At 70.5% G+C, this 19,527-nt stretch carries 16 protein-coding genes and 2 pseudogenes; 8 read left to right on the top strand and 10 right to left on the bottom strand.

Annotation, left to right across the window (positions count from 1 at the left end):
- Nucleotides 1–328 precede the first annotated feature (328 nt).
- From IEZ19_RS09990 to IEZ19_RS09975, 4 genes are read left to right on the top strand one after another with little or no spacing between them, the layout of a single operon-like run.
- Nucleotides 329–619, top strand: a complete 291-nt coding sequence (locus IEZ19_RS09990; protein WP_189310756.1) for an Rv0250c family protein — start codon at nucleotides 329–331, stop codon at nucleotides 617–619.
- A gap of 18 nt (nucleotides 620–637) precedes the next feature.
- A complete protein-coding gene (gene sdhC / locus IEZ19_RS09985) occupies nucleotides 638–1,459 on the top strand; it encodes a succinate dehydrogenase subunit SdhC (RefSeq protein ID WP_189310755.1) in 822 nt (273 codons plus the stop codon).
- A gap of 17 nt (nucleotides 1,460–1,476) precedes the next feature.
- On the top strand, nucleotides 1,477–3,447 hold the full coding sequence (locus tag IEZ19_RS09980; RefSeq protein WP_189310754.1) for a fumarate reductase/succinate dehydrogenase flavoprotein subunit: 1,971 nt from the start codon (nucleotides 1,477–1,479) through the stop codon (nucleotides 3,445–3,447).
- The gene (locus IEZ19_RS09975; protein WP_189310753.1) at nucleotides 3,444–4,211 is read left to right on the top strand and encodes a succinate dehydrogenase/fumarate reductase iron-sulfur subunit; all 768 of its coding nucleotides are present in this window, start codon (nucleotides 3,444–3,446) and stop codon (nucleotides 4,209–4,211) included. The genes IEZ19_RS09980 and IEZ19_RS09975 overlap by 4 nt, the downstream gene beginning before the upstream one ends.
- 46 nt (nucleotides 4,212–4,257) lie before the next feature.
- Here IEZ19_RS09975 and IEZ19_RS09970 read toward each other — a convergent pair.
- Nucleotides 4,258–5,343, bottom strand: a pseudogene (locus IEZ19_RS09970) (glycoside hydrolase family 18 protein).
- A 91-nt stretch (nucleotides 5,344–5,434) separates the two neighbouring features.
- Between IEZ19_RS09970 and IEZ19_RS09965 the strand changes: the two are divergent.
- Nucleotides 5,435–7,012: a hypothetical protein gene (locus tag IEZ19_RS09965; protein ID WP_229840150.1), complete on the top strand. Its 1,578-nt coding sequence runs from the start codon at nucleotides 5,435–5,437 to the stop codon at nucleotides 7,010–7,012.
- 13 nt (nucleotides 7,013–7,025) lie between these two features.
- On the opposite strand, the gene IEZ19_RS09960 is transcribed toward IEZ19_RS09965, so the two are convergent.
- The 9 genes and pseudogenes from IEZ19_RS09960 to IEZ19_RS09920 form a co-directional block, all read right to left on the bottom strand.
- Nucleotides 7,026–9,614, bottom strand: a complete 2,589-nt coding sequence (locus tag IEZ19_RS09960) for a SpoIIE family protein phosphatase (RefSeq protein WP_189310752.1) — start codon at nucleotides 9,612–9,614, stop codon at nucleotides 7,026–7,028.
- 343 nt (nucleotides 9,615–9,957) lie between these two features.
- Nucleotides 9,958–10,386 (bottom strand): ATP-binding protein, encoded by a 429-nt coding sequence (locus IEZ19_RS09955; protein ID WP_189310751.1) that lies wholly within the window; start codon nucleotides 10,384–10,386, stop codon nucleotides 9,958–9,960.
- A 140-nt stretch (nucleotides 10,387–10,526) separates the two neighbouring features.
- The gene (locus IEZ19_RS09950; protein ID WP_189310750.1) at nucleotides 10,527–10,940 is read right to left on the bottom strand and encodes a (deoxy)nucleoside triphosphate pyrophosphohydrolase; all 414 of its coding nucleotides are present in this window, start codon (nucleotides 10,938–10,940) and stop codon (nucleotides 10,527–10,529) included.
- 30 nt (nucleotides 10,941–10,970) lie between these two features.
- The gene (locus IEZ19_RS09945; protein WP_189310749.1) at nucleotides 10,971–11,162 is read right to left on the bottom strand and encodes an SPOR domain-containing protein; all 192 of its coding nucleotides are present in this window, start codon (nucleotides 11,160–11,162) and stop codon (nucleotides 10,971–10,973) included.
- Between the two features lie 290 nt (nucleotides 11,163–11,452).
- Nucleotides 11,453–12,205 carry a GntR family transcriptional regulator gene (locus IEZ19_RS09940; RefSeq protein WP_189310748.1) on the bottom strand — a complete coding sequence of 251 codons (753 nt, stop codon included), beginning with the start codon at nucleotides 12,203–12,205 and terminating at the stop codon, nucleotides 11,453–11,455.
- A gap of 147 nt (nucleotides 12,206–12,352) precedes the next feature.
- A complete protein-coding gene (locus tag IEZ19_RS09935; RefSeq protein ID WP_189310747.1) occupies nucleotides 12,353–13,591 on the bottom strand; it encodes a DUF4190 domain-containing protein in 1,239 nt (412 codons plus the stop codon).
- A 212-nt stretch (nucleotides 13,592–13,803) separates the two neighbouring features.
- Nucleotides 13,804–14,452: pseudogene (locus IEZ19_RS09930) on the bottom strand (IS3 family transposase); the annotation flags it as partial.
- Between the two features lie 276 nt (nucleotides 14,453–14,728).
- Nucleotides 14,729–15,457 (bottom strand): SDR family oxidoreductase, encoded by a 729-nt coding sequence (locus IEZ19_RS09925; RefSeq protein WP_189310745.1) that lies wholly within the window; start codon nucleotides 15,455–15,457, stop codon nucleotides 14,729–14,731.
- A complete protein-coding gene (locus tag IEZ19_RS09920) occupies nucleotides 15,450–16,085 on the bottom strand; it encodes a TetR/AcrR family transcriptional regulator (protein ID WP_189310744.1) in 636 nt (211 codons plus the stop codon). The genes IEZ19_RS09925 and IEZ19_RS09920 overlap by 8 nt, the downstream gene beginning before the upstream one ends.
- A gap of 212 nt (nucleotides 16,086–16,297) precedes the next feature.
- Here IEZ19_RS09920 and IEZ19_RS09915 point away from each other — a divergent pair, with 212 nt between their 5' ends.
- Genes IEZ19_RS09915 through IEZ19_RS09905 form a run of 3 tightly spaced genes read left to right on the top strand, consistent with a single transcriptional unit; the run spans nucleotide 16,298 to nucleotide 19,526 of the window.
- Nucleotides 16,298–17,656, top strand: a complete 1,359-nt coding sequence (locus IEZ19_RS09915; protein ID WP_189310743.1) for an MFS transporter — start codon at nucleotides 16,298–16,300, stop codon at nucleotides 17,654–17,656.
- 53 nt (nucleotides 17,657–17,709) lie between these two features.
- Entirely contained in the window at nucleotides 17,710–18,645 is a 936-nt protein-coding gene (locus tag IEZ19_RS09910; RefSeq protein ID WP_189310742.1) for a 3-carboxyethylcatechol 2,3-dioxygenase, read from the top strand.
- The gene (locus IEZ19_RS09905; RefSeq protein WP_189310741.1) at nucleotides 18,642–19,526 is read left to right on the top strand and encodes an alpha/beta fold hydrolase; all 885 of its coding nucleotides are present in this window, start codon (nucleotides 18,642–18,644) and stop codon (nucleotides 19,524–19,526) included. Before IEZ19_RS09910 ends, IEZ19_RS09905 begins: the two co-directional genes overlap by 4 nt.
- Nucleotide 19,527 lies beyond the last annotated feature (1 nt).

Raw genomic sequence — 19,527 nt, 5'->3', positions numbered from 1 at the left:
TCTGCTACCTCCGGGGAGCCCGGTGACTTGGGTGGGGTCTGTGCACTTTTGGCGGTATTTTGGAAGCTGATCAGATCAGATCTATGGACCCACTGAAGGGGAACGGGTCCGACTGCCGGGAGCGACACGGCGACGGCGGCCCTCAAGGCCACCCGTGCGGCGGAACGTGCCCCGGCGCACACACAGCGCGCGTGCGAGCGTGCGCGAGGGAACGCGATACGCCAATCGCTGCACATCCCTTCACATCCACAGGTGTGACGCGCAACACTCGCAGGCGCATGAACGTTGCCGCCTTGGACCGCGAGGTCCGTGGAAGTGAGGTCACGTCATGTCCATGCACGACGACCTGACGTCAGTCCAGCGCTGTATAGAAGACCTGGTCCGGTCCGTCGGCCGGCTCGAGCAGCACCTCGGGAGCGGCGGACTCGAGATGCGCCGCGTCCGTACCGACACCGACCATCTGCGCGAGAGCGTGGCACTGCTGCGCGAGGCAGCTCCCGGGCTGTCCCAGCCGCGCCGCCCCGACCTCGTCACCATCTCCGACACCCCGTACGACATCAGTCTGTGGACGGACACGGACGACGAGGGTCTCGGCGCCCGCGACCGGCACGCCCCCTGACCCGACCGGAGTCATAAGTTGGCCACTGGTACGGAACCCCATCGAAGCAGCGGCGGCGTACGCATCCGTACGCGCGCCGCGATCACCGCACCGCATCTGCGGACCGACCGCTGGTGGCTGGCGCCCGCCGTCACCGCGGCCGGTCTGTTCGCCTTCGTCGTCTACTCGACCTGGCGGGCCTTCGCGAACGCGGACTACTACGCGGCGCCGTACGTCTCGCCCTTCTACTCGCCCTGTCTGGCGCGGAACTGCGAGACGATGCACGCCGGCCCGAACGCCGACCTCTTCGGCAGCTGGTGGGCCATCTCCCCGGCGATCATCATCCTGATCTTCCCGCTGGGCTTCCGGCTCACCTGCTACTACTACCGCAAGGCCTACTACCGCAGCTTCTGGGCGTCCCCGCCGGCCTGCGCGGTGGCCGAGCCGCACGCGAAGTACACCGGCGAGACCCGCTTCCCGCTGATCCTGCAGAACGTCCACCGGTACTTCTTCTACGCCGCCCTGCTGGTCGCCGGAGTCCTCACCTACGACACCGTGCTGTCCTTCCGCGACGAGCACTACGCGTGGGGTCACATGGGCCTCGGCACGCTCGTGTTCCTGGCGAACATCGTGCTGATCTGGGCCTACACCCTGTCCTGCCACTCCTGCCGGCACATCGTAGGCGGCAAGCTCAAACACTTCTCCAGACACCCCTTGCGATACCGGGCGTGGCAGTTCGTCGGGAGGCTGAACGCCCGTCATATGCAGCTGGCCTGGGCGTCACTGGTGAGCGTGGCGCTCGCCGACTTCTACGTGTACCTGCTCGCGTCCGGTGTCTTCGACGATCCGCGCTTCTTCTAGATGGGGTGGGACTTCTGATGTCCGTGGTCGACCGACAGGAGTGGGACGTCGTCGTGGTCGGTGCCGGCGGTGCCGGGCTGCGTGCCGCGATCGAGGCGCGGGAGCGGGGCGCCCGTACGGCGGTGATCTGCAAGTCACTGTTCGGCAAGGCGCACACGGTGATGGCCGAGGGCGGCATCGCGGCGGCGATGGCCAACGTCAACGAGCACGACACCTGGCAGGTCCACTTCCGCGACACCATGCGCGGCGGCAAGTTCCTCAACCAGTGGCGGATGGCCGAACTGCACGCGCAGGAGGCCCCGGACCGGGTCTGGGAGCTGGAGACCTGGGGCGCGCTGTTCGACCGTACGAAGGACGGGAAGATCTCGCAGCGCAACTTCGGCGGCCACGAGTACCCGCGTCTCGCGCACGTCGGGGACCGTACGGGCCTGGAACTGATCCGCACGCTCCAGCAGAAGATCGTGGCACTGCAGCAGGAGGACCACCGGGAGACCGGGGACTACGAGTCCCGGCTGAAGGTGTTCCAGGAGTGCACGGTCACCCGGATCCTGAAGACTGTGCCCGACAGCGGCTCCGCCGCGGGCTCACGCGTGAACGGCGTCTTCGCCTACGAGCGCGAGACCGGCCGTTTCTTCGTGCTCGAGGCGCCTGCCGTCGTCATCGCGACCGGTGGCATCGGCAAGTCCTTCAAGGTGACGTCGAACTCGTGGGAGTACACCGGCGACGGGCACGCGCTCGCGCTGCTCGCGGGCGCGCCGCTGCTGAACATGGAGTTCGTGCAGTTCCACCCCACCGGCATGGTCTGGCCGCCCTCGGTGAAGGGCATCCTCGTCACCGAGTCGGTGCGCGGCGACGGCGGGGTGCTCAGGAACTCCGACGGCAAGCGGTTCATGTTCGACTACATCCCCGACGTCTTCAAGGAGAAGTACGCCGAGTCGGAGGAGGAGGGCGACCGCTGGTACGACGACCCGGACAACAACCGGCGTCCGCCCGAACTGCTCCCCCGCGACGAGGTGGCCCGCGCGATCAACTCCGAGGTGAAGGCGGGCCGGGGCTCCCCGCACGGCGGGGTCTTCCTGGACGTGTCCACCCGGATGCCCGCCGAGGTCATCCGGCGCCGGCTGCCGTCCATGTACCACCAGTTCAAGGAGCTGGCCGACGTCGACATCACGGCGGAGCCGATGGAGGTCGGGCCGACCTGCCACTACGTGATGGGCGGCATCGCGGTCGACTCCGACAGCGCGGCGGCGCGCGGGGTGCCCGGGCTGTTCGCGGCTGGTGAGGTCGCGGGCGGTATGCACGGCTCCAACCGGCTGGGCGGCAACTCGCTCTCCGACCTGCTGGTCTTCGGGCGCCGGGCGGGCTGGCACGCGGCGGAGTACGCGGCCGGGGCGGGCGGGCGTCAGGCGGTCGACGATACCCAGATCGACACGGCGGCCGCGGAGGCACTGCGGCCGTTCTCGGCCGAGGTGGAGGCCGCCGATGCCGGTGAGCCCGTCGGAGGGCCGCCCGAGAACCCCTACACCCTGCACCAGGAACTCCAGCAGGCGATGAACGACCTGGTCGGCATCATCCGCCGGGAGGGCGAGATGGAGCAGGCCCTGCGGAAGCTGGCCGAGCTGCGCGTGCGAGCGCGGCGTGCCGGGGTCGAGGGCCACCGCCAGTTCAACCCGGGCTGGCATCTCGCCCTCGACCTGCGGAACATGCTGCTGGTCAGCGAATGCGTGGCCCGGGCGGCCCTGGAGCGCACGGAGTCGCGCGGCGGGCACACCCGCGAGGACCACCCGACGATGGACCGCAGGTGGCGCAACATCAATCTGCTGTGCGCGGCCGCCGACCCCACCGGCGGCCTGGCGGCGACCGACCCCGTGCGCGGCCAGATCACCCTCACCCGTGAGACCACCGAACCCATCCGCTCCGACCTGCTCGCCCTCTTCGAGAAGGAGGAGCTGGTCAAGTACCTCACCGAAGAGGAGCTCTACGAGTGAGCAGCTACGAGGCCCGCTTCAAGGTGTGGCGCGGGGACGTCGAGGGCGGCGGCCTGAAGGACTTCGCGGTCGAGGTCAACGACGGCGAAGTGGTCCTGGACATCATCCATCGCCTCCAGGCCACCCAGGCGCCCGATCTCGCCGTGCGCTGGAACTGCAAGGCGGGCAAGTGCGGTTCGTGCAGCGCGGAGATCAACGGGCGTCCGCGTCTGATGTGCATGACGCGCATGTCGGTCTTCACCCGCGACGAGACGATCACCGTGACGCCCCTGCGCGCGTTCCCGGTGATCCGCGACCTGGTGACGGACGTCGGCTTCAACTACGAGAAGGCGCGCGAGGTCCCGTCGTTCGTGCCGCCCGAGGGAGTGGGTCCCGGCGAGTACCGGATGATGCAGGAGGACGTGGACCGCTCGCAGGAGTTCCGCAAGTGCATCGAGTGCTTCCTCTGCCAGGACACCTGCCATGTCGTCCGCGACCACGAGGAGAACAAGGCGGCCTTCGCCGGCCCGCGCTTCCTCATGCGGGTCGCGGAACTGGACATGCACCCGCTGGACGCGGCGGACGAGACCGGCCTGGACCGTAAGCGCACGGCCCAGGACGAACACGGCCTCGGTTACTGCAACATCACCAAGTGCTGCACGGAGGTCTGCCCCGAGGGGATCAAAATCACGGACAACGCGCTGATCCCGTTGAAGGAACGGGCGGTCGACCGCAAGTACGACCCGCTGGTGTGGCTGGGTTCGAAGATCCGCAGGCGGGCCTGACCTCGGTCGAGCACGACCACACGTCTGGACGATGTCCGTGTGAACGTCACCGGACCCAGTCCTTCTCGTACGCCGTCCAGTCGGCCTCCGTCGCCGCGAAGTCCACATAGAGGGCCACGCCGAAGCGGGCGCGGTCCGCGTCCGTGCGGGACAGACCCAGGCGGACACCGCGCACGGCGGCGGGGACCGTCTCGGCGTGCGCCCAGTGGCCGAAGCGGTTCTCGTGGTAGAAGGGCAGGCCCATCAGGAGGTCGGTGCCCTGCGGGGTGACCTCCAGGGCCAGTGCGGTCTGCTGGGCGACATAGCCGCCGTACAGGCTCTGGAGCGGCTGCATGGTGTCGTACGACATGACGGCGATCTGGTCCACCCGGCGCGCGACCTGCCCGAAGAACGACTGCGACCACCACTTGGGGTGACCGGTGGTCGCGCCCCAGAAGGAGTGGAAGGCGGGAACCGGGTCGATCTGATGGGCGGCGACCGACAGCAGGGCGTCGTGGTCGCGGGTGACGCGGCGCAGGTCGTCGAGGAGGGAGAGGTAGTTCCGGTCGCCGGAGTGGAGTGGCTCCAGGTCGAAGTGGGCGCCCTCGAAGCCGGTGGCAAGGATCTCGCGGGTGGAGCGGACCACCGCGGCGCGGGTGGCGGCGTTCTCGAGACGCAGACCGTCGGGGCTCTCGGTGGCCAGCTTGTCGCCCAGCCAGGCCTGGACGCGTACGCCGGGGAGGTCGCGGTGTACGGCAGCGATGAGCCACCGGGCCTTCGGGTAAGCCGACTTGGGGAGCGTGCCGTCGTGCTCCAGGGGGCCCGAGTGGACGTACAGGTCGCGGATGCCGGTGTCCCGGAGCCGTCGGGCGAGGTTCTTCACGTCGGTGTCGTCCTTGCGGCCGTCGACCTAGGCGTGGCCGAGCCAGATCGCGTCCTTGTCCCGGGTGTACGTGCCGTCCGCCGGGTCGCCGGTGTAGTTCACACGGAGGGCGGTCTCGGCCCCCAGGAGAGGGACGAGGAGCACGAGCACGAGGGTGAGGACGACGCGCCTCGTCCACTTCACCCAGGGCCGCCGACGTGCCGGGGTCTCCTCGGGTCCGGCCTCCTCCTGCCCGGACGCCTCCGCCGCCGGTTCCGTTTCCTGCGCCATGCCGTACCCCCCTGCCCTCGTCGTTCTCGGCGTCCCCCACGCGTATCCACCCCGGTCGCGGACCCGCTCACCTGCCCATACGCTCCGGAATGTGACGTCATCCTTGATCCGCTGCCGACCGCGGCGCGCCAGATCGCACATATCCGTGCGCGCGGCGCACACCGTGCTGGGCAGTGTGATCGGCGTCGTGTGGCTGATGTTTCCGTGGATGACGATCAGTGGCCAAGATCCGGTTCCCGCGGCGCGTGCCGGACCCGTGGCCGAGGCGGCCGCGCCCCCGGAGCGGGACGAGACGTCGCCCGTGGACCTGATCCTGCCGCTGGCCGTCGCCGCGGCGGCTGGGGTCCTGGCGACGTACGCATATGTACGGCGCACCCGGCGCGCCCGGACGCGTACGACACCCGGCGTGGTGTCCGCCCATCCGCCCGTGCCGACGCCGGCCGGACTCGAGCGGCAGGCGCGGACCGCCCTGGTCGTGGCGGACGACAGCGTGCGCACCAGCGAGGAGGAACTCGCCTTCGCCCAGGCCCGGTTCGGGGCCGAGGAGGTCGAGCCGTTCACACATGCCCTGGCCGCGGCACGCACCGAGCTGTCGGCCGCGTTCGCGATCCGCCGGCGGTACGAGCAGGGCGTGCCGGCGGACGACGCCGCCCGGCGGCAGGCACTCGTCGGGATCGTGGGGCGGTGCGCGGAAGCCGGGCGGCGGCTGGACGCGGAGGCGGAGGCGTTCGATCAACTCCGGGCACCGGAGCGGGGTGTGGGCGCGGCGCTGGAGATCGCGGAGGGGCGGTTCCGGGAGCTGGCGGGGCGGACGGGGGCGGCGGAGGCCACGCTGGCCGGGCTGAGGGCGCGATATGCGTCCTCAGCCACCGCGCCTGTCCTCGGACACAGCGAACAGGCCAAGGACCGCCTGGTGTTCGCCACGGCGGAACTGAACCGGGCCCGCCGGACGGCCGATTCGGGAGCGGTCGCCCAGGCGGCCCGCCCCCTGCGCGCCGCCGAGGGTGCCATCGCGCAGGCCGGGGTCTTCGTCAGGGGGGTGGAGAGGCTGTCGGCGGAGCTGGCGGAGGCGGCGAAGCTGGTACCGGCGGCACTGACCGGAGCGGAGGCGGAGCTGGCGACCGCTCGGGGGTGGGGCGCACCCGACGCATCCGTCCCCGTCGGGGAGTTGCACGCCCGGATCCGGCACGCGGACGTGGTGCTGGCCGCCGTACGCCACGAACTGACCGGTGCGCCGTACGACCCGCTGGACGCCCTGCGCCGGATCGCGCGGGCCGTCGAGCCGTTGGGAGTGGGGCGCGCCGGGGTCGTACCGGTGGCGGCGCGGCTCGTCGCTCGCAGTGCCGTGGGCGGCGCGGCGGACTTCGTGAGCACACATCGGGGAGCGGTGGGCGCCGAGGCCCGCACTCTGCTCGCCGAGGCCGAACGGCTCCTCGCCGCCCGGAACGAATTCGCGGCCGCCGACGGACTTGCCCGGCAGGCTCGGGAGTCGGCCGAGCAGGACGTACGGGTGCACGGGAACCCGTACGACGCGACGGGCGAGCAGGCCGGCGGCGCGGCCGGTGCCCTCCTCGGCGGCATCCTGCTCGGCGAGGAAGCGGACGGCGGGCCCCCGGCTTCCTTCGGCGGGCCGGGGACCCGCGGGCGCCGCAGGCTTCCGCGGGGCTGACCGTGAGCGTTGCTCAGAACAGGCTGAGCAGTGCTTCCGCCGGGTCCGCCAGGCCCGTCTCGCCGTCGGGGAGCGGGAGTTCGAACCAGACCGTCTTGCCCCGGTGCGTACGGCGTGAGCCCCAGGCCGCGCTGAGAAGCCCGACCAGCTGGAGGCCCCGGCCTCCCTCGTCGGTGTCCCGGGCGCGGCGACGGCGCGGCTGGACCAGACCGGCGTCCCAGACCTCGCAGACCAGGGTGCGGTCCAGGAGCAGCCGGAGTCTGATCTCGCCCTCGCCGTAGCGCAGTGCGTTCGTCACCAGCTCGCTGACCAGGAGTTCCGCGGTGTCGACGAGCGGCTCGAGGTCCCAGGCGACGAGCCTGCCGCGCGCGTACTCGCGGGCCCGGCCCACGCTGCGCGGCTCGCGTGGCAGCGTCCAGTCGCCCACGGACTCCGCGGGCAGGCCCTGGACGCGGGCCATCAGCAGGGCGATGTCGTCCTCGCCGTGGTGGGTGTCGAGGGTGTTGAGGACGTGGTCGCAGACGTCCTCCAGGGGGCGGGCCGGATCCGTGAGTGCGCCGACGAACGCCTGGAGCCCCTCGTCCAGCGGGTGGTCGCGGGACTCGACCAGGCCGTCGGTGTAGAGGGCGAGGAGCGCGCCCTCGGGGAGTTCGACCTCGACCTCCTCGAAGGGTTCGCCGCCCACGCCGAGCGGCATCCCGGGCGGCACGTCCAGCATCAGCGCGGGCTCGCCGGGTTCGACGAGGACCGGCGGCAGATGGCCGGCGTTCGCGAAGGTGCACCGTCGGGTCACCGAGTCGTACACCGCGTACACGCAGGTGGCGAGGTAGACCTCGGACAGGTCCGCGTCGCGGGCCTGTCGGGCGGTGCGGGTGGCCTGCTGGACGCCGCCGGGCGTGCCGAGGCCGCGGGCGATCTCGTCCAACGCCGAGAGGACTTCGGCGGGTTCGAGGTCGAGGAGGGCCAGGGTGCGGACGGCGGTGCGGAGTTCGCCCATCGCGACAGCGGCGCGCAGCCCGCGGCCCATCACGTCGCCGACGACCAACGCCGTACGGTGGCCGGGCAGTTCGATCACGTCGAACCAGTCGCCGCCGACCTCCGTCGCCGCATTGCCGGGGAGGTAGCGGCAGGCGATGTCCAGACCGGAGGCCTCGGGGTCGCCGGGCGGGAGCAGGGACCGCTGCAGTATCAGCGCGCGCTCGTGCTCGCGGCGGTACAGACGGGCGTTGTCGATACAGACGGCGGCACGCGCGGCGAGTTCCACCGCGAGGTCCCGGTCACGGTCGCCGAACGGCTCGCTGCCCTTGGTGCGGGAGAACTGGGCGAGTCCCACGACCGTGTCGTGGGCGACCATCGGGACGGCCAGCGTGGACTGGACGAGGCCGCCCCCGTCGGCCGGGACCCGCTGGGGACGTGCCGTGCGCAGGGCGTCCGCGCAGGGCGAGTTGAAGGCGAAGTGATGGACCGAGCCGACCGGGACGGTGGCACCGCCGTCGACGAAGGGAGCGTCGGCGACCGCGCTGGCGTAGGCGACCCGGCGCAGTTCGGCGCTGCCGTCGGCGAGGCCGGGCGGGGTCTCGTCGCCGGCCAGGAGACCCTGGTAGAGGTCGACGGTGGCCAGGTCGCAGAAGCCGGGGACGACCACGTCGAGGAGTTCGCGCGCAGTGGTCTCCAGGTCGAGGGAGTTGCCTATCCGGGCGCCGGCCTCGTTGAGGAGGGCGAGGTTGCGCCGTGCGGCGGCGGCCTCGCGGGCGGCGGCGCGCCGGGCCGTGATGTCGATGCCGAGCCAGGCGATGCCGATGGGCCGGCCGCTGCCGCTGTGCACGCGGTAGAGATTGACGGACCAGTGCCGGCGTTCCTCCGAGCCCGGCACGAACCCCGTGATGTGCATGTCCGTCACGGAGTCGCCGCTCTTGAGGACCCGGCGCAGGACGGCGGCGACCCGTTCGGCCTCGGGGCGCGGCAGATAGTCGTGGACGCCCTTGCCGCGGTGGTCGTCGGGCGTGCCGCCGAAGATGGACGCGAAGCGCTGGTTGGCCCGGCGGACCCGCAGGTCGGGGTCGATCAGCAGGAATCCGAACGGAGATTGACCGAATATCGCCTGCGAGGCGGCGAGATCCGTCTCGATGCTGCGCAGGGTACGGACGTCGACGACGATACAGACGGCGGCCTTGTCGCCCTCGGCGGTCCGCGTCGGCATGACGTACACCTCGGCGAGCCCCTCCTCGCCGCGCTCGCCCTCCGCGCTGTCCGGCATCCGGAAGGGGACCACGCCGGTCCACTCGCGTCCGTCGAGGATCTCGGCCATCTTCCGCTGACCGCTGTCGCGCAGGTCGGGGTCGACGAAGGCCTCGATGGGGTCCATGCCGACCGCGTGCTCGGCGGGGATGCCGAAGAGCTGCTCGGCGCGCACGGACCACTGGTCGATGAGTCCGCCGGGGCCGATGGAGAAGGACGCGACCCTGATGTAGTCGTAGATGGAGCCGGGCGGACTGCTCTGCCACATGGCGTAGCCGGGCACGGCGGTGCCGTCCTCGGCCCCCGCCCTCGCGCCGTCCGACGGGTCCTCCGACTCCGTGGCCTTCGCTGGTATCTCGCTCACGCGAACCGTCCCCTCCAGCTCACCGCGTCCGGTACCGGTCACCGGAGGCGGCTGCCCGCAGTATCCAGCACTACGGCGCCGCACGACACGGTGTTCACGATCACAGCATGGCCCAGCCGGTTTTCGGACCGGACCGCGACCGCACTGCGCAACACTCCCAGTCTTCTAACCAGGGAACACGGCCTCGAATCACCAACTCCGGCTCCGGTCCGCTACGCGCGTCCGTGCCCTGGACGGCAGGACAGGGTGTGTACACCGATTCATCCCGGAATCAGGTCGCGTCGAGAAACCGACGAGTCCGGAAGCGGAACCCTTCGGGGCCGGGCTCGTCCCGCCGTCCGGTTCAGCCGGGGAGGCCCAGTTCGAACCAGACAGTCTTGCCGGTGCCGCCGGGACGGGTGCCCCAGCGGCGCGAGGAGCTGGCGACCAACTGGAGGCCGCGGCCGCTCTCGTCGTCGGGGCTGGTGGTGCGCTCACGTGGCGGGTCCGGGAGCGGATCGGAGACCTCGACGCGCAGGGTGTCCCGCATGTCGGCCGAGCGCACCAGGCGAACGCCGATCGGACCCGTGGCGTGCCGCAGGGAGTTGGTCACCAGCTCACTGACCAGCAGCGCCGCGATGTCGGCGAGGCCGTCCAGGCCCCAGCTCCGCAACTGGTCGCGGACCGCCCGACGGGCCGTGCGCACGGCGCCCGGATCCGCGGGAAAGGTCCACTCGGCGCATTCGCCTTCGGTGTCGATCACACCGATCACTTCCCAGGCCAGCGAGCCCACCCATGTCCGATTTAATGGGACTAATGGGCACATACCCGGTATTCATGGGGCAGTACCGCACGGAGCGGCGCCCTGTGGCACGAACGGCTTACGAGCCGCTCGGCGCGCCCATCGAGCGGAATCGGGACACCGCCTCGCCGTCAGCACGCCTCCGTCGATCGCAGCCGGGCCACCACCTCGCGCACCGCGGCGACGTCCTGGTCGAGCCAGTCGACGTCCCAGATCTCGTCCGGGGCGAGGCGGCGCAGCGCGTCATGGTCCTCGAGGGGTGCGGGTTCGGCGGAGCCGGGGCGCAGACGGACGGTCCAGACATGCAGGATGTAAGGGGCTTTCAGTGGCCACTCCCCCGGGACGCGCTCGACGACCTCGGCGTCCACGCCGAGCTCCTCGCGCAGTTCGCGCTCCAGCGCCTGCTCGGGCGTCTCGCCCGGTTCGACCTTGCCGCCCGGCAGTTCCCAGCGGCCGGCCAACTCGGGGGGTGCGCTGCGGCGCGCGGCGAGCAGCCGGCCGCCGTCGAGCAGGGCGGCTCCGACCACCACGATCCGTTCCGTCATGCGCCGGAGCCTACGGGAGTGCGGTGGGGGTCAGCGGCGTGCGCCGTCTCCGTTCTGGCCGATGCGCTCGACCCAGTAGAGCTGCTTGTGCCCGCGGTCGTCGAGGCTGTCCGCGATCTTCTGGGCCTCGGCGCGGGTCGCGTACCTGCCCACGCGATAGCGATTGCCGTTGTCGTCCTGCCGTATGACGAGCCAGGGGAGGGAGACCGTGCCGTCGCTCATCGCGCCCCTCCGCTGTTCATGGCCTCGCCCTCTAAGGAAACCGCAATCCGCATATGCCCGAGCGTACGCCCAACCTTCACGCAGCGAATACGCCTTTTCACAAAGAGGTACGCAACCAGCCAGAACGGAGGGGGCGCACGATGCCGAACGCGCCGCCCGCGCGCCCCCGTACGACCGGTCTTCGACGCGCGAGGGCAGCCGGGATCACCTGCGAGAACGGCCGGATTCCAACGGCCGGTGGGCGGAGGCGGATCGGAGCCGACGGGGAGTCAACTGCGCCGGGGTGTGCGCTACTTCACTGGCAGGTGGTACGACACTCGGTAGCGGTCCGCGGGGATCACCACATCGGCGGTCTCGACCGGGCGGCCCGAGGCGTAGTACGTGCGCTGGACGACCAGGACCACATGCCCCGGTACGCCGCCCAGGGCGAGGAGTTCCTCGGCGAGGCCGGGGCGGGCGCCGACCTCCTCGGTGACGTTGTCGACGATCACGTCGATGGCGCGCATGCGCTCGACGACACCCATGCCGCCCAGCGGCCCCTCCTCGGGCAGCATCACGGGCGTGCGGCCCGTGACGGCGAGGGGCTCCCAGGAGGTGGAGAGCATCATCGGCTCACCGGCGTCCCGGAACAGGTACTTGGTGCACATCACACGGTCGCCGGGCCGGATGCCGAGCCGCTCGGCGATGCCCCGGCTCGCCTCGGTCTGCGCACTGCTGGACTCCCACGTGCCGCGAGCGGTGGCGTCGGCCTGCTCCTGGCGGAACGGGGTGGCCCCGCCGGCGGGCCGGAACCCGGAGCGGGCCACGCGCCGGGGCATCGGCCGCTCGCGCACATAGGTCCCGGAACCGGAGCGGCCCTCGACCAGCCCCTCGGCCATCAGCACCTTGCGCGCCTCCAGGGCGACCGTGTCCGAGACGCCGTACTCCTCGCGGATCCGGGCCTGTGACGGGAGCCGCGTATGGGGCGGAAGTGAACCGTCGACGATCTTCTTGCGGAGATCACCCGCGACACGCAGGTACGCCGGCTGCTCACCGAAAGTCACTGGCCGCTCCCATCAGGTTGTACAGACAGCAACAGCGTGGCAACCCTGGGTTGAGCCGTGCAAGCAAAGGCCAGGGAATCACTCGATGTGATGACAGATGATTGAGGAGGGCCGTGCCCTGGCACTTTCTCCCCACTCGGGCCGCCGTCACACCTCCATTCCGGAGCCGTCTCTGCCGTCGCCCGAGTCGCCGCTGTCCGTGCCGGGGTCCGGCGGTGTCGTGGCGAGGCCCAGAGCCTTGCGTGCGGTGACCGTTTTCGCGGGGTCGAGGAGATCGAAGCCCTTCTCGTAGTGCGCGTAGAACGTGTCGACGTCCTTGGCCGCGGCGGCCTTCGCCCACTCGGCGCGGGCCGAGCCGAGGACCGGGATCAGGGCCGTGACCGGCTTCTTCGCGTCCGCGGGCCAGTCGTGCGCGCCCAGCATCCCGGACTGCTTCGCGAGGGCCGCAGACACGCGCCCCGCCCAGGCCTTGTGCCCCGGCAGGTCGTCCTCGACGTACTCGGCGTCGGGCGCGCTGTCCATCGCGGTGTTCAGGACGTGCGCGGCCTTCAGATAGGCGACCTGGTCGGCGTCGAGGACGGTCTCGTCGTTGCGCAACGAGCCGGTCAGCCCCGCGCCCTCGTCGGTGTTGCCGAAGACGCAGGTGACCTCGCGGTCGCCGGCGTTCCAGCTCTCGCGGGTGGGGGTGAGGTAGAAGACGTCGACGTCGTCCGGGACGGCCCAGCCGTCCATGGCGTAGCTGTCCTGGAGCCCGTAGCAGCGGGCGTCGGCGGTGTCGGTGACCGGGCCGAGGCCCGGATAGTCGCCGTCGGGGAGCCGGAAGGACGCGAACACCTCGCCGTCGTGCTCGCCGCCGCAGGACACCTTGTCGACGTCGTACGTCTCGCCCTCCAGCGTGCCGCCGGGCGCGTCGAAGCACTCACCCTTGGCCAGTGAGATGCTCGCACCGCCGCGCGCGCCCTCCTTGAACCCCTCCCAGATGTCGGACGCCGCGCCGGTGGCCAGCGCCGACACCCACAGCGCGAGCCCGAGCGCGGACAGCACCGAACCGACGATCGCCAGCGCCCTGCCGCGCTCGCCGCGCTTCCTGATCTGCCTGAGCGCGATCACGCCGAAGACCAGCCCCACACCCGGCAGACAGCACAGGACACCGAGGACGAGCGAGGTGATGGCGAGCCCGTTGACGGGTGCCGGGCGGTTGTACGGGCTGTAGCCCTGCGCCCAGGGCTGGTACTGCGGCTGACCGTACGGGCCCTGCGGGTACGGCTGCTGACCGTACGGCCCCTGCTGGTACGGCTGCTGACCGTACGGGCCCTGCGGGTAGGGGCCCGGCTGGGGGTACTGCCCCTCGGGCTGCTGGGGGCCGGGGGGCGGGGGTATGGACACGGGTGCCGTGCTCCTGGACTCGGGGCCGGTGCGGTGCTGTACCGGCGTACTGGCGTACGACTCGGCATGGTAAGCGCGTAACCGGGGGCGGCGGAACGCGAGTCGTGCGTACGGCGGTCGGTGCATCACCTGGTCGGCCTGGCCGGGCGAGGCTCTTGGTCACACCCGGCGGGACGGCGACAACTGCGGGCATGAAAGTGAAAGGGGGCCAGGGAGTCAACCGACCAGTCCACGATCTTGCGGCTGAACGCGTCCAGGACCGCGGCGCAGTAGACCCACCCTTCCCTGGTGCGGTGTTGCGTGATGTCGGTGACCCACAGCTCGTTGGGGCGCAGCCGATGGAACTTCCGGTTGACCAGGTCATCGGCGGTGACGACGCCATGCAGGCGCTTCACCCGCACCGGTCGGGCAGTCCGTAGATCCCCGCGCCCGTGTCATCAATATCGACACAGTCCTCGAACACACCTGGATTCCCATTCCCAGGGTGAGCTCGGCGTGGACGCGACGGTAGCCGTAGGTGCCGCGTGAGGCGACGTGGACCCCCCGGATCAGCCCGGTCAGCCACTCCAGCCGCAGCTGCCGCGGTGTGGTGGGGGTGCGCTTGTGTTTGTAGTAGTTCTGGCGGGCGACCCCAAGGATCCGGCAGCATCGGTCGACCGGTGCCGAGACCCTGCCAGGCCGTCGGCCGTTGTCGATGTCGATGTCGTCCTGGCGCAACCACTTCGACAACGTGACCGGATGGATGCCAAGGTCAACGGCGGTCTGCTTCTGTTCTTTCCCTGCCCGCACCAGCGCGATGGCGCGGGCACGGAACTCAGCGGGCTCGGGGCATGTCCGGCAGCCTTTCGTGAAGGCCGTCAGTCAGCCACCACAACCGGAACCTGAGAGGTGGGGCAGGTCAAACCTGTCACCCGAACCTGCAGCAGGCCCGAGTGCCCGCACGGCGGAGTCCAGCAGGTCAGGGACGAACAACTCGCCCATATCCGCCGCATCTACAGCATGGACAAGGGGGGTACGGTGCCTGCCCGGGCGGTCGCCTCCCCGCTCTGCACACCGAGCCGCGCACCGCCCCGTCGAAACCCGCCGCCCAGCCCAGACGGCATACAGGTACGGTGGCGGAAAGCCTGCCGATGCGCCTCAGATCGACTTGGTCTCTCCACCGTCAACGCGGATGTTCTGTCCGGTCATATAGGCCGACTCCTCGCCGGCCAGGAAGCGTACGATCCGAGCGGCCTCTGCGGTACTCTGCGCTCGGCGCAGCGGGATGCCGCTCGTCCACTCGGCCGGAACTACGCTGGGGTCGTCCTTGGTCAGCCCGGTGAGTACGTTGTTCATCCGGATGCCCTGCGGGCCGTACTCGTTGGCGTACAGCTTGGTGAAGGAGGCCAGCGCCGCTCGCATCGTCACTGACACGGGGAACATCGGGCCGGGCTCGAAGGCGCCTGCGGTGGAGATGTTCACGATCGCGCCGCCGCCGGAGGCGACCAGGTGGGGCGTCACGAGGCGGGCCATGCGTACGACGTTCAGCAGGTAGAGGTCGGCGCCCTCGGACCATTGCTCATCCGTGATCTCAAGCACCGGGCCGCGTGCCGCGTGACCGCTGCTGTTGACGACCGCGTCGACCCGGCCGTACCGCGACACCGCGAGGTCGACGCACGCCCGAAGGTTCTCGATGCTGGTGTTCGAGCCGTCCAGACCAGCACCACCGAGCGATTCGGCCAGGGCTCGGGCCCGACCCGACGGCGACATCGCGACCACCCGGTAGCCGTTCGCGGCGAACTCCCGCACACACGCGGCGCCGATTCCGGATCCGCCACCGACCACGATCGCGACCTTCTCGGATGCGGACGAGGGGGTCTCAGGCATGCGTGTACTCCTTCAGGCGGGTGGCGACCAGGGACTCGAGCGCGTCGGCAGCCAGCTCGGCATACCGGGGGAAGTCGGTGTCGTCGCCCGCGGCCGCGGCCACGCGGAAGCCGTCGGTGAGCGCGCGCCCCATGACGGCCATGTCGTGCGCCAGCTCTGCCGCGACATCCTCCGGCACCTCCGGGTACGAGGCCCGCAGCCGGGAGGTGACGAACTGGAACATCTCCTTGCGGATGGCGAGGTACCGCTGCCGTGCGAGGTTGTCCTCCAGGCGCCGCTCGAACGCGAAGACGAGGCCGATGCTCCAGAACGCAGCGGCCGGCTCGGCCAGGCTCGCGGAGGCTGCCGCCGACTCGCTGATGCTGTGTCGTAGCAGGTCGCGCATGCCACCGACGGACGCGTTGGCCTGCTTCCAGACCTCGAAGCAGTAGTCGAGCAGCTCGACGAAGAGTTGCTCCTTGTTCTGGAAGTGCCAGTAGACCGATCCGATCGGCAGACCGGACGCGCGTGCGACATCGGCCATGGTGGTGCCCTCGTACCCGGCCTCGACCGCTCGCGAGAGCACGGCCTCGAGAATCGCCCGCTTGGACCCCTCGGAAGCCCGGTGGGCCTTCCGTTTGGCGGCCATCAATCCCCCTCGCTGCTCCGGACTGCAGTTCTACCAAATCTCACATCGACTCTTGACGCCGACCGTGCTCGCCGGTCACTGTAACCCCCAGCCTAGAACCTAGAACCTAGATTCTAGGTTCTCGTGGTGGCCGCGGCCCAGGATGCGGTCCCCCGACTCCGCGGGCGGCAACGACGCCGGTCCGCGCGATCCTCGACGCAGAGAGGCCGCCCATGAAGGTCACCGACCAAGTCGTCCAAGGGAAGATGAGCGGACTGCAGATCCGCGCCGTCGTCGTCACGGTCGCCCTTGTCGTGCTCGATGGCTATGACGTCTCCCTGACCTCGTTCGCCGCCCCGTACCTCGAGCAAGGCTTCGGGGTGTCGAAGGCCCAGCTCGGACTCGTCATGTCCGGAGCCCTGATCGGCATGCTCGTCGGCTCGGTCATCGTCGCGCCACTCGCCGACCGCATCGGCCGACGCAAGATGGGCGTCATCTCCACGGTCACCATCGCCATCGGCATGCTCATCGGCCCGTTCGCCACGCCGGAGACCGGGACCGGCCCCCTCGTCGTCAGTCGCATCATCACCGGCATCGGCCTCGGCTCCCTGGTGGCCGTGGCCGGCGTCATCCTCGCCGAGTACACGGGCAAGCGCGTGTACTCACTGGTCATGGCCGTCTACGCCGCCGCGATCAACATCGGCGGGCTGCTCGGCTCCATGATCGTGGGCCCGATGCTGGGTGCGCACGGCTGGCAGCTGGGCTGGTGGGTCGGATTCGCCCTGAGCGCCATCGCCGCGGCCGCCACCTTCGCCTTCCTCCCCGAATCGCTCGCCTGGCTCTCCGAGGGCCGTCGCACGGACTCACTGCAGCGGCTCAACGCGCTCCTGACGAAGATGCACCGCCCCGCACTCGAAGCGCTCCCGGAGTCGGACTCGACGAGCGTCAAGGCGAAGGGCTCGCTGCGCACCGTGTTCACCGGCCGGACCGGCTTCTTCACGCTGCTGATGATCGTCGGGTACGTCGCGTACATGCTCAGCTTCTACTTCATGACGAACTGGGCGCCGAGCACCGTCGCGGACGCCCATCACAACCCGGCGCTCGCCTCGCAGCTCGTCACCGCCTTCAGCGTCGGCGGCATCCTCGGCAACGTGCTCTTCGGCTACCTCGGCGGCAAGTTCAACGTCCGCTTCCTCACCCCGGTCTTCCTGGTCCTGGCCACCGCCACCCTGTCGCTGTTCGGCATCGCCGGCCCGGGGATGCCGACCGCCTGGTGGACCCTGTTCCTGGCGTCGTTCTTCGTCTGCGCGGGCACCGCCGCCTTCTACGCGATCGTCCCGACGCTGTACCCGACGCTGGCCCGCTCGACCGGTTTCGGTGTCGTCATCGGCGCCGGCCGGTTCGGCGGCATCGCGGCGCCGATCGTCGGCGGCGCGGCCTTCGACGCGGGCATGGGGATGGGGGCGGCCTTCACCGTCTTCGCGTTGCCCATGCTCGTCGCCGGCCTCTGCGTCCTGGCCCTGCACCTGGGCCTGCGCCGCTCCGACGCACCGGATGCCGCTCAGCCCGTGCTCGCCGGTACGTCCGCGTAGCAGCCGTTCACCACTCCGCGAAATCCGCAGCTTTCGAGAAAGAGAGCCACTCCATGCCGCTGGCCGTCGCAGCACTCTCCCATGCGCCGTCCTTCGGCAATGTCGACCCGGGCGGGGAGACATTCGCCGAGATCAATGCCGCCATCGACGAGGTCAGGGGGTTCGTCGCCGAGTACGACCCCGACCTGGTCGTGGTGTTCGGGCCCGACCACTTCAACGGCCAGCTCTACTCCCTGATCACACCGTGGGTGATCGGTGCGGTCGCCGAGGGCATCGGTGACTACGACACCACCGCGGGGCCGCTCCCCGTCGACGGCGACGCCGCCCGGGCCTTCCACGCGGCAGTGCTGGGTGAGGGCATCGACATCGGGCGCAGCGAGCAGATGAAGGTCGACCACGGCGTGGTCCAGCCGCTCGACTTCGTGTTCGGGAAGGGCTTCACTCAGCCGATCGTGCCGGTGTTCGTGAACTCGATCGGCCTGCCGCTCTCCCCCATGCAGCGAGTGCGCCTGATGGGCGAGGCGTTCGGCCGGGCCGCCCAGGCTATGGACAAGAAGGTGCTGTTCCTCGCCTCGGGAGGCATCTCCCACAGCCCGCCGATCCCGCGCTGGGACGGTGCCCCCGGCACCGTGCACGAGCGCCTGGTCTCGTACGCGCCCTCACCCGAGGAGCGGCACGAGCGTGAGCAGATGATCGTCAAGGGCATCCAGGCGATCGCCGACGGCAAGGCGCCGAGCGACCCGCTGAACGAGGAGTGGGACACGCTCGTACTCGATGTGCTCCGCTCCGGCGACCTGAGCCCGGTCGACGGCTGGGAGAACGGCTGGTTCATGGCGGAGGGCGGCTCGGCCGCGCACGAGATGCGCAGCTGGATCGCCGCCTACGCGGCGCTGTCGACCGCCGGCCCCTACCGCTTCGCCGTCGACCACTACTGGGCGGTCGAGAAGTGGGGCGCCGGCTTCGCGATCCAGGCGGCGGTGACCGCATGAGCCAGGCGGGAAAGACGCACTTCGCGACCTTGTGGGAAGAGATCGCGGACCTGGAGCACACGCTGCGGTACGTGGACGCGGGCGGCTACCGCACCCGGGTGCTCGACTTCGCCGGAGCGGGCCCCGAGGCGCAGACGGTCGTGCTCGCCAACGGCACCAGCGGCCACATCGAGGCGTGGACGCAGAACATCCGCGCGTTCGTCGAGGCGGGCTTCCGGGTGGTCGGCTACGACTACCCGGGCCACGGGTACACCTCGCTGTCCGACCATCCCCTGGAGATCCGCGACTACGAGGAGCACCTGCTCGCGCTGCTGGACGCGCTGGCACTTCAGCGCGTGCACCTCGCCGGTGAGTCGCTCGGCGGCTGGCTCGCGCTGAAGCTCGCGCCGAAGCACCCTGACCGGCTGCACACGGTGATCCTGTCCGCACCGGGCGGGCGGATGATCGGCGAACCGCAGCTGGACAGGACGCAGTCGGTGAGCACCCAGGCGGTGAGCGAGCCGACCTTCGACAACGTGAAGAAGCGCCTGCAGGTCGTCATCCACGATCCGGAGAAGATCACCGACGAGCTCGTCCGCGTCCGCCAGGCGATCTATGCCCGCGACGGGTTCAGCATGGCGCACGTGTCCGCCCTGCGGGAGCCGGAGCGGCGCTGGCGCAACCGGGTCACGGACGACGACTTCGCGGCGGTCCCGGTCCCGGCCCTGATGGTCTGGACCGACAACGAGCCGACCGGCGACGAGGCCGAGGGCAAGCGCCTGTGCGGACTGATCCCGGACGGCGAGTACCTGCTGATCCGCGGCGCCGCGCACTGGCCGCAGTGGGAGGGAGCCACGGAGTTCAACGCCGCGGCGGTCGCCTTCCTGAAGAAGCATGCCTGAG

Origin of the sequence: Streptomyces brasiliensis, from assembly GCF_014647875.1 — a bacterium.
Taxonomy (GTDB): Bacteria; Actinomycetota; Actinomycetes; order Streptomycetales; family Streptomycetaceae; genus Streptomyces; species Streptomyces brasiliensis.
Note: the sequence above shows the minus strand (reverse complement) of the source record. Positions and strands in the feature narration are given on the sequence as shown.